This window comes from Caulobacter endophyticus (genome assembly GCF_029543245.1).
Classification (GTDB): domain Bacteria; phylum Pseudomonadota; class Alphaproteobacteria; order Caulobacterales; family Caulobacteraceae; genus Caulobacter; species Caulobacter endophyticus_A.
Genome location: NZ_JARQWV010000002.1, coordinates 291,177 through 307,250, shown reverse-complemented (window position 1 = coordinate 307,250; position 16,074 = coordinate 291,177). Strand labels below are relative to the sequence as shown.

Annotated in this window: 12 protein-coding genes; 5 read left to right on the top strand and 7 right to left on the bottom strand. The window is 68.7% G+C overall.

Going from position 1 to position 16,074, the window contains the following annotated elements; genetic code table 11:
* Positions 1-300: 300 nt before the first annotated feature.
* Together dksA and P7A99_RS03455 are read right to left on the bottom strand one after the other, a co-directional pair.
* Positions 301-729 carry an RNA polymerase-binding protein DksA gene (gene dksA / locus P7A99_RS03460; protein ID WP_058346549.1) on the bottom strand — a complete coding sequence of 143 codons (429 nt, stop codon included), beginning with the start codon at positions 727-729 and terminating at the stop codon, positions 301-303.
* Between the two features lie 223 nt (positions 730-952).
* Positions 953-1,381 carry a flagellar assembly regulator FliX gene (locus tag P7A99_RS03455; RefSeq protein ID WP_277792535.1) on the bottom strand — a complete coding sequence of 143 codons (429 nt, stop codon included), beginning with the start codon at positions 1,379-1,381 and terminating at the stop codon, positions 953-955.
* A 235-nt stretch (positions 1,382-1,616) separates the two neighbouring features.
* Here P7A99_RS03455 and P7A99_RS03450 point away from each other — a divergent pair, with 235 nt between their 5' ends.
* Genes P7A99_RS03450 through P7A99_RS03440 form a run of 3 tightly spaced genes read left to right on the top strand, consistent with a single transcriptional unit; the run spans position 1,617 to position 3,516 of the window.
* Positions 1,617-2,732 (top strand): flagellar basal body P-ring protein FlgI, encoded by a 1,116-nt coding sequence (locus P7A99_RS03450; protein ID WP_277792534.1) that lies wholly within the window; start codon positions 1,617-1,619, stop codon positions 2,730-2,732.
* On the top strand, positions 2,732-3,067 hold the full coding sequence (locus tag P7A99_RS03445) for a rod-binding protein (protein WP_277792533.1): 336 nt from the start codon (positions 2,732-2,734) through the stop codon (positions 3,065-3,067). The genes P7A99_RS03450 and P7A99_RS03445 overlap by 1 nt, the downstream gene beginning before the upstream one ends.
* Positions 3,067-3,516 (top strand): flagellar basal body protein, encoded by a 450-nt coding sequence (locus P7A99_RS03440; RefSeq protein ID WP_277792532.1) that lies wholly within the window; start codon positions 3,067-3,069, stop codon positions 3,514-3,516. Before P7A99_RS03445 ends, P7A99_RS03440 begins: the two co-directional genes overlap by 1 nt.
* A gap of 895 nt (positions 3,517-4,411) precedes the next feature.
* Here the strand turns inward: P7A99_RS03440 and P7A99_RS03435 are convergent.
* Complete coding sequence (locus P7A99_RS03435) at positions 4,412-5,725, bottom strand: M20/M25/M40 family metallo-hydrolase (RefSeq protein ID WP_277792531.1); 1,314 nt, start codon at positions 5,723-5,725, stop codon at positions 4,412-4,414.
* A 208-nt stretch (positions 5,726-5,933) separates the two neighbouring features.
* Between P7A99_RS03435 and P7A99_RS03430 the strand changes: the two genes are divergently transcribed.
* Positions 5,934-6,437: a hypothetical protein gene (locus tag P7A99_RS03430; protein ID WP_277792530.1), complete on the top strand. Its 504-nt coding sequence runs from the start codon at positions 5,934-5,936 to the stop codon at positions 6,435-6,437.
* Positions 6,438-6,581: 144 nt separating this feature from the next.
* Here the strand turns inward: P7A99_RS03430 and P7A99_RS03425 are convergent, their stop codons facing one another.
* From P7A99_RS03425 to P7A99_RS03410, 4 genes are all read right to left on the bottom strand, one after another.
* A complete protein-coding gene (locus P7A99_RS03425; protein ID WP_165832168.1) occupies positions 6,582-7,307 on the bottom strand; it encodes a response regulator in 726 nt (241 codons plus the stop codon).
* 8 nt (positions 7,308-7,315) lie between these two features.
* Positions 7,316-10,555 (bottom strand): autotransporter domain-containing protein, encoded by a 3,240-nt coding sequence (locus P7A99_RS03420; RefSeq protein ID WP_277792529.1) that lies wholly within the window; start codon positions 10,553-10,555, stop codon positions 7,316-7,318.
* 423 nt (positions 10,556-10,978) lie between these two features.
* The gene (locus P7A99_RS03415; RefSeq protein ID WP_277792528.1) at positions 10,979-12,499 is read right to left on the bottom strand and encodes an aldehyde dehydrogenase (NADP(+)); all 1,521 of its coding nucleotides are present in this window, start codon (positions 12,497-12,499) and stop codon (positions 10,979-10,981) included.
* 111 nt (positions 12,500-12,610) lie between these two features.
* Positions 12,611-13,531 (bottom strand): Gfo/Idh/MocA family protein, encoded by a 921-nt coding sequence (locus P7A99_RS03410; RefSeq protein ID WP_277792527.1) that lies wholly within the window; start codon positions 13,529-13,531, stop codon positions 12,611-12,613.
* Between the two features lie 449 nt (positions 13,532-13,980).
* On the opposite strand from P7A99_RS03410, the gene P7A99_RS03405 reads away from it, so the two are divergent.
* Positions 13,981-15,780: an IlvD/Edd family dehydratase gene (locus P7A99_RS03405; protein ID WP_277792526.1), complete on the top strand. Its 1,800-nt coding sequence runs from the start codon at positions 13,981-13,983 to the stop codon at positions 15,778-15,780.
* Positions 15,781-16,074: the final 294 nt, after the last annotated feature.

Genomic DNA, 16,074 nt, shown 5'->3' with positions numbered 1-16,074 from the left:
CCGTCTTCCTCCCCTCCCGCCCCCGGCGCCCGCGCGGGGGGGGGGGGGGGGGGGGGGGGGGGGGCGGGGGGGGGGGGGGGGCGCCCCCCCCCCCCGCCGGCACAGCGCCCAGTCTCGCCCCCTCCACCACTTCGTGGTCCCCCTCCCCCGCTTCGCGGGGGAGGAGAAGCGACCGCTTCTAGATCCTCCCCCTCTGGGGGAGGTGGCCCGGAGGGCCGGAGGGGGCAGCGCAGACACAAAAAACGGCCCCGCCCTTTCGGGCGAGGCCGCTTGAAACACATCAGTCGAGGCCCGAAAGCCTCAGTCGTCGCGGTGGACGCGCTCGCGGCGCTCGTGACGTTCCTGGGCTTCGAGGCTCAGGGTCGCCGTCGGGCGAGCGTCGAGACGGGCCAGGCCGATAGGCTCGCCGGTCTCTTCGCAGTAGCCGTAGCTGCCGTCTTCGACGCGGCGCAACGCCTGGTCGATCTTGGAGATCAGTTTCCGTTGCCGATCGCGGGTCCGCAGTTCCAGCGCTCGGTCGGTTTCCGACGACGCCCGGTCGGCGAGGTCGGCATGGTTTTCAGTTTCAGTCTGAAGATGGGACACCGTTTCGCGAGATTCGCGGAGGATCTCTTCCTTCCAGCCGAGCAGCTTCTGCTTGAAATATTCAAGCTGACGCTCGTTCATGAAAGGCTCATCGTCCGAAGGACGATAGGTGTCCGGTTCTTTAAGAACAGTGGCCGTCTGCATCAACGCCTCACGCCCCGATGAACTCCGCCCTCAGCGGGCGGTGTGCTTATACCAAAACGATAGCCCCGTTCAATGAACGTCGCGTGAGCGGCGCGTTCAGGCGCGCGAGCGCCTGCGAACCGCCCATGCGGGCGACGGCGACTCACGCTTACGGCGAGCTTCGCCGCACCGACCGGGGCTGTAAAATCGCGGGAAAGGGCCAGAGGTTCCATCCCGCTGCTCCTCACGCGCCGCGCATGACGGCCAGCTTGGCCTCTTCGACGGCGGCGCGGGTCTCGATCTCGTTGAGCAGGCTCTGCAATTTCGGATCGTCGACGGCTTCGCGATGCTCGCGAACGGCCCGCTTGAGCTTGTCGATGGTGCTGGGGGAAACCTCCCCGTCCAGCACGGCGATCTTCAGGCCGTCGAGGATGTCGAGAATGTCGTCGGCCCGGCGGATCGCCCGGCGCTTGCGCTCCGTCGGATCCATGTTGGCCTGCAGGGCCAGCAGGGCGTCCAGCGAGCCCACGCCCGCCAGGCCGCCGGCCGCCGCGGTTCCGGCCACGCCGCCCGCCGCGCCCACGCTGGGCAGCGAGAAGTTCGACCCGCCGCCCGTCGGCCGCGCGCGTGATGCGCCAGCCGCGCCCACGCCTCCCGTGCTCGAAACCTTCATGACGACCGTCGCTCCACCGCTGGTCTTGTACGCCTACATATAGGGAGTCGCGCTCCCCGATGAGAACTCATATTCGAGAAGCGCGCTTGCGGTATGGTTAATGCCGGGCAGAATCTGCCGGACAGGATTGTCGCACGCGTTTTTGCCCGCCTGGACCATTGATTTTCCTCATCTTTTCCGTTGGCCCGGTTCTGGCATGGGCCGCGACGGAATTGCGTCCTCGGTGTGGAAGTCCATGCGTCGTTCACTTTTCAGCTCCGTTCTCGCCGGTCTGGCCCTCGCCGCCGCCGTCGTCGTCGCCGGTCCGGCCGCCGCCAAGTCGCGGATCAAGGACATCGTCGCCGTCGAAGGCGTGCGCGATAACCACCTGATCGGCTACGGCATCGTCACCGGCCTCAACGGCACGGGCGACAGCCTGCGCAACGCGCCGATGACCAAGCAGAGCATGGAAGCCCTGCTGGAGCGCCAGGGCGTCAACGTTCGCGACGCCAACCTCAACGCCAAGAACTCGGCGGCCGTCATGGTCACGGCCAAGCTGCCGCCGTTCGCCGCCACCGGCTCCAAGATCGACGTCTCGGTCTCGGCCATGGGCGACGCCAAGAGCCTCCAGGGCGGCACCCTGCTGGTCACCGCCCTGCAAGGCGCCGACGGCCAGACCTACGCCGTCGCCCAGGGCCAGGTGCAGACCGGCGCCGTCTCGGCCGGCGGCGCCTCGGGCAGCTCGATCAGCCGCGGCGTGCCGACCGCCGGCCGCATCGCCGCCGGCGCCGACGTCGAGCGCGAGACCGGCTTCCAGATGGTGGCCATGAGCGAGCTGCGCCTGTCGCTGCGCAACCCCGATTTCACGACCTCGCGCCGCATCGCCGACGCCGTCAACGCCAAGTTCCCGGGCTGCGCCCAGGCCCAGAACCCGACCATCGTCGCCATCCGCTCGCCGGCCGGCATGGACATGATCAGCTTCGTGACCGCCATCGAGAACCTGGAAGTCGAGCCCGACGGTCCGGCCAAGGTGATCATCGACGAGGTCAACGGCGTGGTGGTGATGGGCGACGACGTCCGCATCAGCCAGGTGGCCATCGCCCAGGGCAACCTGACCATCTCGGTCCAGGAGACCCCGGCCGTCAGCCAGCCCGCCCCGTTCAGCCAGGGCCGCACCACGGTCGTCCCGCAGTCGGCCGTCAGCATCGACGAGGAAAAGGGCAAGAAGCTGATCACCCTGGGCGGCGGCGCGTCGCTCAAGAGCCTGGTCGGCGGCCTCAACGCCCTGGGCGTCACCCCGCGCGACATGATCACCATCCTGCAGGCGGTGAAGGCCGCCGGCGCCCTGCAAGCCGACATCGAGGTGATGTGATGAGCGCCTTCGCCCTCACCTCGCCGCCTGTCACCGGACTGACCGCCGGCTCCGCGCCCACCGCCAACTCGGCCGCCGAGCTGCTCAAGCGCGGCAAGATCAAGGAAACGGCGCAGAAGTTCGAAGCCTCGTTCCTGTCGGTGATGATGCAGTCGATGTTCGAGGGCGTGAAGACCCCCGAGCCCTTCGGCGGCGGCCAGGGCGAGGAGATGTTCAAGTCGCTGCTCACCGACGCCATGGCCAAGGAAGTCACCAAGGCCGGCGGCATCGGCGTGGCCTCCACCGTCCAGCGCGAGATGCTGAAGATGCAGGGCCTGCAGGAGGTCGCCCAATGATGAGCCCCGCCCCCCTCTCTGCCTCGGACGAGCGCGTCGAACAGCTGATCGTCCTGACCGAGCGCCTGACCGACCTGATCGCCAAGCAGGCCACCGCCTTCGAGGCCCGCCGCCCGCACGAGGCCGCCCGCCACGTCGAGGAAACGGCCAAGCTGGCCAATGTCTATCGCCACGAGTCGGCCCGGGTGCGCGGCAATGTCGCCCTGGTCCAGGCCGCCCAGCCCGACCGTCGCCGCCGCCTGGTGCGCGCCACCGAGGCCTTCGACGCCGTGCTGGCCCGCCAGTCGCGCGCCATCGCCGCCGCCAAGACCGTTACCGAGGGCCTCGTCCGCGCCGTCGCCAACGAGATCGCCGCCCAGCGCCCCCAAGCCGTCGGCTACGGCCCCGGCGCCCAAGGCGCCGGCTACGCCAACAACGCGACCGCCATCACCCTGAACCGCAAGGCGTGATCGGCAGGTCCTCCCCCTGTGGGGGAGGCGGCCGAAGGCCGGTGGGGGAAGTTTTCTGATGAGTTCAGTGCTCCCGCCCAAGCCACCACACCCCCGCCTCCCTCGCCCTCGTGGCGAGGGCCCATGTCGGCCGCTGCTCAGACGGCGGGCGAACTCGAAAGGTCTGAGCGGGCTGAACCATGGATCCTCGCCACGAGGGCGAGGAAGGCGTGGTTTGGTGTGGCCCGGACGGGGATAGAGCCGCGTGGATCCCCGGCGTTTGGGGAAAAGACCCGAACGCAATCAACCGCTTGCAACTTTCTCACGCGCCTGGATCAGACGCGCTGAAACACGCCGCATAATCACAGCTGTCCCGTCGCAGGGAGAGGGCGCAAGGATCCGGCCCGAAGCGTGCGACGTGGATGCGATCGAGCGGGGCTGAAGGAGCGGCGAGAGCCGGGCCTGAAAGCTTAAATGAGGATGGGGGACGTAAACCCATCCATCGGGAGCTTGCCTGACTAGGCTCCCGCCCGTCCAAGGGTCCGCGCCGCATGCACGCCTGGCCGTCAAGAAACGGGGCGCACTGCATGGGGAAGGGGTAAAAGGCGGAAGAGGCCTGCGCGCCCCGGCCTGAGGACAAACGATCGCGCGGGGCGTTTAAGCTTCGTCGAAACGGTACTTGAAACTCACACATCCGGGCGAAGCCCGGACGCCCCGCGCCCTCTCCATCAACTCAGCGCATTCGCGCGGGAGATCGCGAGCCCGTGCTCCAAGATCCTCCCCCTGAAGGGGGAGGTGGCCCGGAGGGCCGGAGGGGGAAGTACCTGATGAGGTCAGTGCACCCGAACGGCAACAGCAACTTCCCCCTCAGTCGCTCCGCGACAGCTCCCCCTTCAGGGGGAGCATCTTGGGAGCCCTACTCCACCCCGGCCACGGCCAGCAGCGCCGCCAGGCCGACCTGCATGCCCTTCAGGCTCTCGCCCTTCTCGACGTCGATCCATTCGTCCAGGGCGTGGGCGCGGCCGCCCTTGCCGCCGGCGCCGATGGTGATGGCCGGGATACCCAGGCTCATGGGCAGGTTGGCGTCGGTCGACGAGGCCTCGTGCTCGGGCTTGAAGCCCAGGGCCGAGATCGCCGCCGCCGTCGCCGTGACGATGCCAGCCTGCGGGTCCGTCCCACCGGCCGGGCGCTCGCCGATCACCTTGGCGTCGTAGGAGATCACCCCCGGCTTGGTCGAGCGGGCGGCGTTCTCGCCGGCCACGGCCTTGTCGAGGATGCCGATGAAGGTCTGGTCCAGCTTGGCCAGTTCGGCCGCGCTTTCCGAGCGCATGTCGAACTCCAGGAAGATCTGGTTGGGGATCGAGTTCACCGAAGTGCCGCCGCCCACCACGCTGGCCGAATAGGTGGTCTTGGGATCGACCGGCGGCTTGACCGCATAGAGGTCGACCACCGACTGGGCCATGGCCGTCATCGGGTTGACCACGCCGAACGCGCCATAGCTGTGGCCGCCCGGACCCTTGAAGGTGACGCGATAGCGCTTGGAGCCCACGCCCCGGTCGACGATCCGCGACGGATCCGACCCGTCCATCGAGAAGAAGGCGCTGATCCGGCCCTTGTACTTGCCCTGATTGAAGAGGTGCTTGACCCCGCGCAGGTCGCCCGGCCCCTCCTCGCCCACGTTGCCGACGAACAGGATGTCGGCCTTGGTCTTGATCTTGGCCGCGTCCATGGCCCGCACATAGGCCAGCAGCACGGCCAGCGAGCGGGTGTCGTCGCCGATGCCGGGGGCCGACAGCTTGGTCCCCTCGCGCTTGACCTTCACGTCGGTGTCTTCGGGGAAGACCGTGTCGAGGTGGGCGGCGATGACCACGAACGGGCCCTTGCCCTTGGTCGCCGTGCCGGCCCGCACGCCCATGACATTGCCCTCGGCGTCCATCTCGACGTCGGTGAGGCCCACGGCCTTGAGCATCTCCAGATAGGCCTTGGCGCGTTTTTCTTCCTTGAAGGGCGGCGCGGGGATCTCGGTCAGGGTGACGATGTCGGCGACGGTCCGCTCATAGTCGGCGTCCAGTTGCTTGACCGCCGCCTTGAAGCCCGGGCCGCCGATGATCTTCTGCACGGCCTTGACCGAGGTGTCGGTCTTCTCGGCGGCGTCGGCCTCGGGGCCGTAGAGGGCGCCGGCCGCGAACAGCGAGGCGGCGAACAGCATCGAACGCGACAGACGGCGCATGGGCGAAGGCTCCGATTCTAGAGGTCCCGACCAGAGCGGCGCCGTCGGGCGGTGGCAATCCCCAAAAGACTTGGCCTTCCCGCACGGGCCGCTCGGCAAGGCCTTCGCGCAAACATCGCCGCCGCCTCTGGACGAACGCTGCTCGCGCCCCGACATTGACCCTTCGTAAGCCAACCCGCCCCGCATGCGGCGCGCCAGGGAGATCGCCATGGCCCACCTCAAAGCCGCCGCCGCCCTTACGGCCCTTGGCCTGCTGCTGGCGGCTCCCGCCATCGCCCAGACGCCCGCCTCGGCCACGGGTCCGCTGGGCGTGGCCGGCAAGTGGACGCTGGACCTGTCGCGCTCGCGCTTCAACGAGCCCCTGACCGGAACCGCGCCGATCAGCGGCGAGCTCGACATCACCAAGGACGACGGCAAGGCGATCGCCTGGACGCTGGTCGAGGAGGACGACGAGGGCGTGGCCGCCATCCAGTTCGCCGACGCGCTCATGGACGGCTCGCCGACCCGGGCCGTGGTCAACTTCAACTTCGTGACCCTCAGCGTCGAGCGCACCGGCCAGTCCAGCGTGGCGGTCATGACCCACGGCCAGACCGGCCGCCGCCAGAGCATGCGCGTCGGCGTCACCGCGCCCGACACCATCCTGGTCGAGCAGGACATCGACGGCAAACCCGGCCCGCCGGACCAGAGCCTGGTCTTCGTGCGGAAGAAGTAGCTTCAGACCCTCCCCCCGAAGGGGGAGGTGGCCGCGAAGCGGTCGGAGGGGGAAGTTTCTGCAAGGCTGGAGGCGGCCCCAAGGTCACAAGCCACATCCCCCTCCGTCGCCTCCGGCGACACCTCCCCCTTCAGGGGGAGGGTTTTAATCCGCGTGCACCCGGTCCACCCGGGGCGCGAACATGTAGCCCGCGTGGCGCACCGTCCGCACCATCTGCGCCCCGCCCTCGGCGCGGCGCAGCTTGCTGCGCAGGCGGCTGATGGTGACGTTGATCTGCTGGGGCGGGGCCTTGCTGCGGGCCTCGGGCGGGCCCTGCTGCAGCTGGTCGCGGGTCAGGATCTGCTGGGGCTTGGCCACCAGGGTCCACAGCACCAGGAACTCGGCCGACGACAGGTTCACCGAGTCGCCGCGCGGGTCGAACAGCTCGTGGGTGGCCACGTTCAGCCGCCAGCCGCTGAACTGGTAAACCGGCGGGGCGGCCACCGGCTCGGGCGCGCGCCAGGCCTGGCGGCGGCGCACGGCGGCGCGGATGCGGGCGGCGGTCTCGCGCGGCCGGAACGGCTTGGCGATATAGTCGTCGACGCCCATTTCCAGGCCGACCACCACGTCGCTCTCGTCGTCGACGGCGCTGACCACCACCACGCCCGGCGCAGGGTTGAGGCGGCGCAGGCGGGCGCAGACCGACAGGCCGGCCTCGTCAGGCAGCAGGATGTCCATGACGACCAGCTCGATCTGGGTGCGGCCCAGGATCTGGTCCATCTCGCGGGCCGAGGCGGCCTCGAGCACTTCCAGGTCGAACCGGCCGAGCAAGGCGGTGATGGCGGCGCGGGAGTCGACGTCGGGGTCGACGATGAGCAGGCGGGGTCTCACGGGCGTTCTCAGAACATCGCCCGGCCGACGAGCCGGGCCGAATAACGGGTCTGGCGACGCGAGGCCTCGGCCCCGCCCTCCAGGGCGAAATAGGAAAGGTCGGAACCGGCGCGCAGGGCCAGGTTCAGCGTCACCGCATCGGTGCGCGCGGCGTTGCCCAGGATCGTGAACGGCGTGCCGCCCGAGTACCAGGCGGTCGTGTCGGCGTACTTGCCGGCCAGGGTCTTGCGATAGCCGACGCGGACCTCGGGACGGACCCAGACCTCCTTGCCGAACTCGCGGCCGAAGGCCACGCCGATGTCGCCCGACAGATTGTCGAACTTGCGCGAGGCCACGGTCTGGTCGAAGCCCTCGCCGCCGCCATGCTCCTTGCGCTCGCCTTCCCACAGATAGACGTAGTCGAGGCGCGCCTCGGGGCGGATGTAGTTGCGGCCGAACTTGTGCTCGTAGCCGACGCCGGCGAAGGCGCTGGCGGTGAAGCCGTTCCAGGACGCGGTGTTGCTGATCGCCACGTCGGCTTCGTCGTCGCCGTCGACGTCCTCGCTGATGAGGCTGCGGTCGCCGTTGAAGCGGATGTAGCCCAGGCCGCCGCCCAGGTTGAAGCGCCAGCCCCCGACCGACCGGCGCCAATAGGTCCCGGCCTGAAACAGCGAGGCGGTCGTCTCCTCGCCGACCTTGGCGGCGGTGTCCTTTTCCTCGAGGCTGGCGAAGGCCAGCGTGACGCCCAAGGCGCCGCCGGCGTCACCCATGGCCTCGTAGCCGGCCACCAGGCCCGTGGCCTTGGTGTCCGAGCCCAGGTTCTCGCCGTCCTCGATACGGACCAGGCTGTTGATCTCCTGCACCCAGACGCTGTCGGGGCCGTAGCGGTCCTGGCCGTCGGGGCGGATCGCGGTCGAGGCCGAGATCTGCTGCTGCACGGCCTGCAGGGTGGTGAACATCCCCTCGCCGGTGCTGGGCAGCATCTGGTCGTAGAGATTGTAGAAGCCGTCGCGGGTCGACTGGCTGAGGAAGGCGCTGGCGATGTCGTCGTCTGCGCTGAGCGCGGCGAAGGTGGCGTCATAGGCCGCCGTCTGGCCCTTGGTCATGCCGGCCTCGGCGGCGGTGCGGCGGCGCACGTCGATCAGGACGTCGTTGTCCTGGGTGCGGGCCTCGGCGACATAGAGATAGGGCGCGTCGCCCAGCAGGTCCTGGTCGATCTCGCCGGCGGTCAGGGTCCCGGCCGAGATCACCTTGAAGGTGCTGGCGTCGGTCAGCAGATTATTGAAGACGAGGCCCAGATTGGCGCCGCTGGCGATGGTGGCGGTGTCGACCACCAGCTGGGTCGAGGTCCCGGCGGTGGGGTCGACGGTGAACACCAGGCTGCTGTCGGCCCCCAGGTTCAGACTGGTGGCCTTGATGGTGTCGGTGTTGGTGATCAGCAGGCCGCCGTCGCCGATGTTGATCGAGAGCTTGCCGTCGCTGTCATAGAGGCCGCCGATCGCATAGGCCGTGCCGTCGATGTTCAGCGTGTCGGCGCCGTCGCCGAACGACATGTCGCCGATCAGGGTGCCGTTCAGCAGGTTCAGGGTGTCGTCGCCCGAGCCGAGCAGGACCTGGCCCACGATGGTCGGCTCGTCGGCGTCGTCCACGCCGTCGCCGTCGGTATCGGTGTCGGCCACCCCGTCGTCGCCGTCATCGCCGTCGTTCACCCCGGTCTGGGTGATGGTGACGCCGGTGGTGTTGGCCTTCAGGTTGATGGCGATCGCCTTGCCGGTGACCGTCTCGTTCGTGGCGTCGGTGTCGCTGTCGTCGGTGTCGTAATCGTCGTCGGTGGCGACCACATAGGCGGCGATCGTGCCGGTGTTGGTGATGCTGGTCAGCGTGCCGGAGTTGTCGACGATGGCGTTGGCGTTCCCGGTCTCGCCCGACAGGGTGGCGACGATGCTGCCGCTGTTGGCGACCGAGGTCATGGTCGCCCCCGCGTCGATTAGCAGGGCGTAGGCGTTCGAGGCGCCCTCGGCCTCGACCGAACCGCTGAGCGCGCCGCTATTGTTGAGGATCGAGGCGATGGCGCCCGAGGTCAGGTGCAGGCCCATGGCGTCGGCCTCGTAGGCGCTGGCCGAGATCGAGCCTTCCAGGTTGATCCCGTTGGTGACCAGGGTCTCGTAGCCGGCCGAGCCGCCGATCTGCACGCCGGTGGCCGCCACGCCCGCATGGACGCCATAGGCGCCGACCGAGCCGCGGATCACGAGGCCGTAGTCGTAGATCCCCTCCCCGGCCGAGCCGAGGGTGACCGCCTGGCTGTCGGAGCCGATCTGGATCGCCGGCGCGCCGCCATAGACGTAGACGGCCGCCGTGCCCTCGTCGCTGTCGGTGACGCCGTCGCCGTCCTCGTCGTCGGAGGTGTCGTCGTTGGTGTCCTCGGGCGGGGCGTCGAGGACGAGACCCTTGGAGACGTTGCTGGTGATCTTCACGGCCGAGCCGCCCTGCAGCAGGTCGTCGGCGTCCAGCAGGGCCTCGTCGTCGGGATCGGTGTAGCGGCTGGTGTAGCGATAGCCGGTGGCGGTAATCGTGCCCTGGACGATGACCGAGCCGTCGACCTCGCCGTCGACCGCCAGGCCCACGCTGTTGGCCCCCAGCACGCTGATCGAGCCGTCGCTGACGATGTTTCCGGTCACCTTGGCGGTGCTGCGGATCCCGTAGCCGTCGTCGCCGGTCACCGTGATCGAGCCGGAATTGAGGATGTCGCCGATCACCGACGATTCCAGCATGATCCCGACCGAGCTGGCGCCCTCGATGCTGATCGTGCCGGTGTTCTCGATCGTGCCGGTATAGTCGCCCGAGCCGGTCAGCCGGATCCCGTAACGGTTGGTCCCCAGCGCGAACTGGCCGTCGTAGTCGCCGTCGCTGTCGGTATCGACGTAGTCGTAGTCCTCGGTCAGGCTGATCGTGCCGCCGTTGGTCACCGTCGAGGCGATACCGGCGTTGATCAGGACGCCCGTCGAGTTGGAGACGTCCGTGCTCTTCAGCGTGCCGTTGTTGGTGAGGGTGTTGCTGCTGTCGACCGTCGCGATCGCGCCCTCGGCGCTCAGGGTGATCACCCCGTCGGTGGTGACCTTGACGTCGTCGGCCGCGCCGCTCTTGGCGGTCGAGGTGCTGACCGGCGTCGTACGGCTGCTGCTGGTGACTTCCGTCTCGGCGGCCGCTTGGGCGGCGTGCAGCAGCATCGGCAGGGCGGCGGCCGAGAGGATCAGAAGCTTACGCGACATGGAGGACCCGCTTGAAGGAACCTCCGAGGCTTAGGGGCCCTGCATGGCCCAGGCGTGTCTCGCAAATTTCCGCGCGGCTACGGCGAGCGCCGCGCCGATACAGTTCCGTTTCAAAGCGGCCGGAAGGTTGTCGCCAGCGTTCAGGCTCGCCCGCCAAGTGTTGCGCCCGATGGGCGAAACCGACGATTTAGACGTCGTCGCAAGAATGTTCACGGCGGAGCGGCCGCGTCCAAGCCCCCGATTCCGCGATCGGCGATGATGGCTCCATCGACCAAGGAGCCCCCGCCATGGGCAAGGTGCTGATCCCCGCCTCGTGCCTCGCCTTCAGCGTCTGGCTGCTGGTCGAGCGGCTGCTCTGACAATGAAAAAGCGCGCGGGGTCGCCCCCGCGCGCTCTTCGTTGATCCCGAAGGATCGCTCTTTCTTACAGCACGCCGTCGATGGCGCGCTTGACGCCCAGGGGGTTGGCTTCCTTCAGCGCCGCCGGCAGCAGCACGTCGGGCAGGTCCTGGTAGCAGACCGGACGCAGGAAGCGCTCGACAGCGCGGGTGCCGACCGAGGTCGAGCGGCCGTCCGAGGTGGCCGGGAACGGACCGCCGTGGACCATGGCCGGAGCCACTTCCACGCCGGTCGGCCAGCCGTTGGCCAGGATGCGGCCGGCCTTGCGCTCGAGGATCGGCAGCAGGCCGCGGGCGGCCTCGGCGTCTTCCGCGTCAAGGTGCAGGGTGGCGGTCAGCTGGCCTTCCAGGCCTTCCAGCAGGCCGGCCAGGGTGGCGACGTCCGGGCAGCGGACGATCACCGACGACGAGCCGAACACTTCGTGGCTGAGGGCCGGGTCGGCGGCGAAGGTCTCGGCCTCGACCACGAACAGGGCGCCCTGGCCCTGGTTGCAGCCTTCGCCGACCAGGCCGCGGGCGGCCACGGTGACGCCGGGGCGCGAGCCCAGCTTCTCGACGCCCTGCTCGTAGGCGCCGAAGATGCCCGGGGTCAGCATGACCTGCGGATGGGCGCCGGCCAGGGCGGCCGAGGCCGAGGCCACGAACGTATCGAAGTCCGGACCGGCCAGGGCGAAGATCAGGCCCGGGTTGGTGCAGAACTGACCCGAACCCATCGTCAGCGAGCCGACGAAGGCCGCGCCCAGAGCCTCGGCGCGGGCGGCCAGGGCGTGCGGGAACAGGATCACCGGGTTGACGCTGCTCATCTCGGCATAGACCGGGATCGGCTCGGGGCGCTCATTGGCGATCTTCATCAGCGCCACGCCGCCGGCGCGCGAGCCGGTGAAGCCGACGGCCTTGATGCGGCTGTCGCGCACCAGGGCGCCGCCCAGCTCGTGGGTCTGACCGGTCAGCAGCGAGAACACGCCGGCCGGCAGGCCCGCCTTTTCGACGGCCTTGCTGATGGCGGCGCCGACCAGGGCGGCGGTGCCGGGGTGGGCCGGGTGGCCCTTGAACACGACCGGGCAGCCGGCGGCCAGGGCCGCGGCGGTGTCGCCGCCAGCGGTCGAGAAGGCCAGCGGGAAGTTGCTGGCGCCGAACACGGCGACCGGGCCAAGACCGATGAAGCGTTGGCGCAGGTCGGCGCGCGGCAGCGGCTTGCGCTCAGGCTGGGCCGGGTCGATGCGCGCGCCCAGGAAGTCGCCCTGACGGACGGTCTTGGCGAACAGGCGCAGCTGGCCGGTGGTGCGGCCCCGCTCGCCTTCCAGGCGCGGACGCGGCAGGCCGGTCTCGGCCATGGCGCGCACGATCAGGTCGTCGCCAATGGCTTCGATCTCGGCGGCGACGCCTTCGAGGAAGGCCGCGCGGGTCTCGAGATCGGTCTCGCGATAGACGTCGAACGCGGCGTTCGCCGCGGCCAGGGCCGCCTCGATCTGCTCCGCGGTCGGTTCGGGGAAGACCTCGCCGAAGTGCTCGCCGGTGGCGGGGTTCAGGCTGCGGAGTTCGGTCATGACGGACGCTCGCGTTTTGGCGGACGGGAATGGCCACGCATATAGGCCGTTCCGCGCCCGGTTGTCAGTCCAATGTTAGCGCAACCAATGCTTAATTTGCATGGCTGTCGGCTATTCGATGAAGGCTGGCGCCGTAACCCGTTCGCCCAGCAGGAAAGCGTCCGCCACGTGGCGCAGCGGGCTGACGTCGACGTCCGAGCCGCCGGCCGCGATCAGGCGGGCGAAGGCGTCGTAGAGGCCCGGATATTCCTCGTCCGGACCCTCGTGCGTCAGCTGGCCGTCGACCCACAGGCGCGAACCGCCGTGCGACAGCTTCAGCTCGCCGCCGTCGGTGTCGATGATGATGTCCCAGCTCTGCTCGCCGGTCTGCAGGAAGTCGAAGTCGGCCTGGACCGGCGCGCCGGTCACGGTGCGGAAGGTCAGCTGGGCCTCGACCGGCGACTGGCAGTTCTCCGGCACGTGCAGCGTCGCCTTCTCCAGGAAGAAGGCCGGCAGTACGACGGTGGCGATCGACAGGGCGTTGATGCCGGGATCGAAGACGCCCAGGCCGCCGGCCTGCCAGATCCAGGTCTGGCCGGGGTGCCACACGCGCACGTCTTCCTTCCAGTTGATCTGGACCGACTTGATGGCCTTGCCCGACAGCCAGGTCTGGGCCGGAGCGACGGCGGTGGCGTAGCGCGAATGCCAGGTGGTCTGCAGGGTGACGCCCTTGGACTGGGCGGCGGCCTTCAGGTCCTCGACCTCGCTCAGCGTCGCGCCCGGGGGCTTTTCAAGCATCACGTGCTTGCCGGCGTCGATGGCCTGGCGGGCGATGGTGTGGCGCACCTGCGGCGGGGTGCAGAGGGCGACGGCGTCGAACTGCACGTCGGAGGCCAGCAGTTCGGAAAGGTCGGTGAAGTGCGGAACGCCGTCGACGCCGGCGCTGCGGCTGGCCACGGCGGCCAGTTCGAAGCGTCCGTCCTTCTCGATGGCCGGCAGGTGCTGGTCACGGGCGATCTTGCCCAGGCCGACGATGGCGATGCGGATAGTCATCTGGACGGACACCTGACGATGGTTCGGGCCGCGCCTCGCAGCCTCTGTAAGATTAGTCCGACAAATAACGCCCTCCCCGTCCCTGTCAAACAGGACCGCGAAAACAGGCCAACAACGCCGCCCGCAAGGAACCTCGCCCTGGCAGAGCCGGCAGGAACCGGCTTGCTCGCTCGACCTCGGCGCGCAATGGTCCTACATATTCCGCGTTGGACGAACATCGTCGTGGATGGCGCAGCACGGTGATCGACGATAGAATGTGAGCGCTATCATCGGCGTTCAAGCTGCCTTTCAGCTCTTGCGATCGGCTCGCAAGACCTTGAAGGCACGTGACGTTTCCCCGCCATGGCGGTCGTTGACGGTCCGCCCTCGCCGGTATAGTCAGACAAATAGTATAAACCTCGCCCAGCGAGGCGATCCGGTTGGATCGATCGAGGAAAAACAGGACCGACATGACCACCAAGTCCGCGCCCGGCGCCCTTCGTTCGCGGGCCTGGTTCGACAATCCCGACAACGTCGACATGACCGCGCTCTATCTCGAGCGCTACCTGAACTACGGCTTGACCCTGGAAGAGCTGCAGTCGGGCAAGCCGATCATCGGCATCGCCCAGACCGGTTCGGACCTCTCGCCCTGCAACCGTCACCACCTGGTGCTGGCCGAACGCGTGCGTGAAGGCATCCGCACCGCCGGCGGCATCGCCATCGAATTCCCGGTCCACCCGATCCAGGAAACCGGCAAGCGCCCGACCGCGGGTCTCGACCGCAACCTGTCGTACCTGGGCCTGGTCGAGACCCTGTACGGCTACCCGATCGACGGCGTCGTGCTGACCATCGGCTGCGACAAGACCACCCCGGCCTGCCTGATGGCCGCCGCCACCGTGAACATCCCGGCCATCGCCCTGTCGGTCGGCCCGATGCTGAACGGCTGGTACAAGGGTGAGCGCACCGGCTCGGGCACCATCGTCTGGAAGGCCCGCGAGATGCTGGCCGCCGGCGAGATCGACAACGCCGGCTTCATCAAGCTGGTGGCTTCGTCGGCCCCGTCGACCGGCTTCTGCAACACCATGGGCACGGCCACGACGATGAACTCGCTGACCGAGGCCCTGGGCATGTCGCTCACCGGCTCGGCCGCCATCCCGGCCCCCTATCGCGACCGCCAGGAAAACGCCTACCTGACCGGCCTGCGCATCGTCGACATGGTCAAGGAAGACCTTAAGCCGTCGGACATCCTGACCCGCGAGGCGTTCCTCAACGCCATCGTCGTCAACTCGGCCATCGGCGGCTCGACCAACGCCCCGATCCACCTCAACGCCCTGGCCCGCCACATCGGCGTCGAGCTGACCGTCGACGACTGGCAGGAGAAGGGCGAGGACGTGCCGCTGCTGGTCAACCTGCAGCCGGCCGGCAAGTACCTGGGCGAGGACTACTACCACGCCGGCGGGGTGCCCGCGGTCACCGCCCAGCTGATCAAGCAGGGCCTGATCCACGAAGACGCCATGACCGTCTCGGGCCAGACCATGGGCGACGCCTGCCGCGACGCGACCATCGAGGACGCCGACGTCATCCGCACCTTCGACAACCCGCTGGTCGAGCGCGCCGGCTTCGTCGTGATGCGCGGCAACCTGTTCAACTCGGCGATCATGAAGACCAGCGTGATCTCGGGCGAGTTCCGCGACCGCTATCTGTCGAACCCGGAAGATCCGGACGCCTTCGTCGGCGACGCCGTGGTGTTCGATGGTCCGGAAGACTATCACCACCGCATCGACGACCCGTCGGTCGGCATCACCGAGAACTCGATCATGTTCATGCGGGGCGCCGGTCCCGTCGGCTACCCCGGCTCGGCCGAGGTGGTGAACATGCGGGCCCCCGACTACCTGATCAAGCGCGGCATCAAGCAGCTGCCCTGCATCGGCGACGGCCGCCAGTCGGGCACCTCGGGCTCGCCGTCGATCCTCAACGCCTCGCCGGAAGCCGCCGTCGGCGGCGGCCTGGCGCTGCTGAAGACCGGCGACCGCGTCCGCTTCGACCTGCGCAAGTCGCGCGTCGACGTGCTGATCAGCCCCGAGGAAGTGGCCGAGCGCCGCAAGGCCCTCGAGGCCGCCGGCGGCTACCAGTACCCGGAAAGCCAGACCCCGTGGCAGGAGATCCAGCGCGCCATCGTCGGCCAGATGGAGACCGGCGCGGTGCTGGAACCGGCCGTGAAGTACCAGCGCATCGCCCAGACCAAGGGCCTGCCGCGCGACAGCCACTAAGGCTTTCGCCAGCACTGAAATGAGAAAGCCGCCCGGGGCGACCCGGGCGGCTTTTTCGTGCCCATGATCGTCATTCCCGCCAGGAACCGGGGCCCCCGCGCTACCGACCGCGCCCCAGTGAGCGGACGCCATCAGTGTCCGCAATGGGTGGGGAGCGATCATAAAATCCCTCTCTCTAAGAGAGAGGGTCGTTGCGCCAGATGTCCGCAAGGGGTCGTGAGCAGAAGGAGCGAATGGGGCGGATCGTCGACGATCCGCTTGCACTTCGCGTGCGGGCGGAAACAGGGGTTCTCG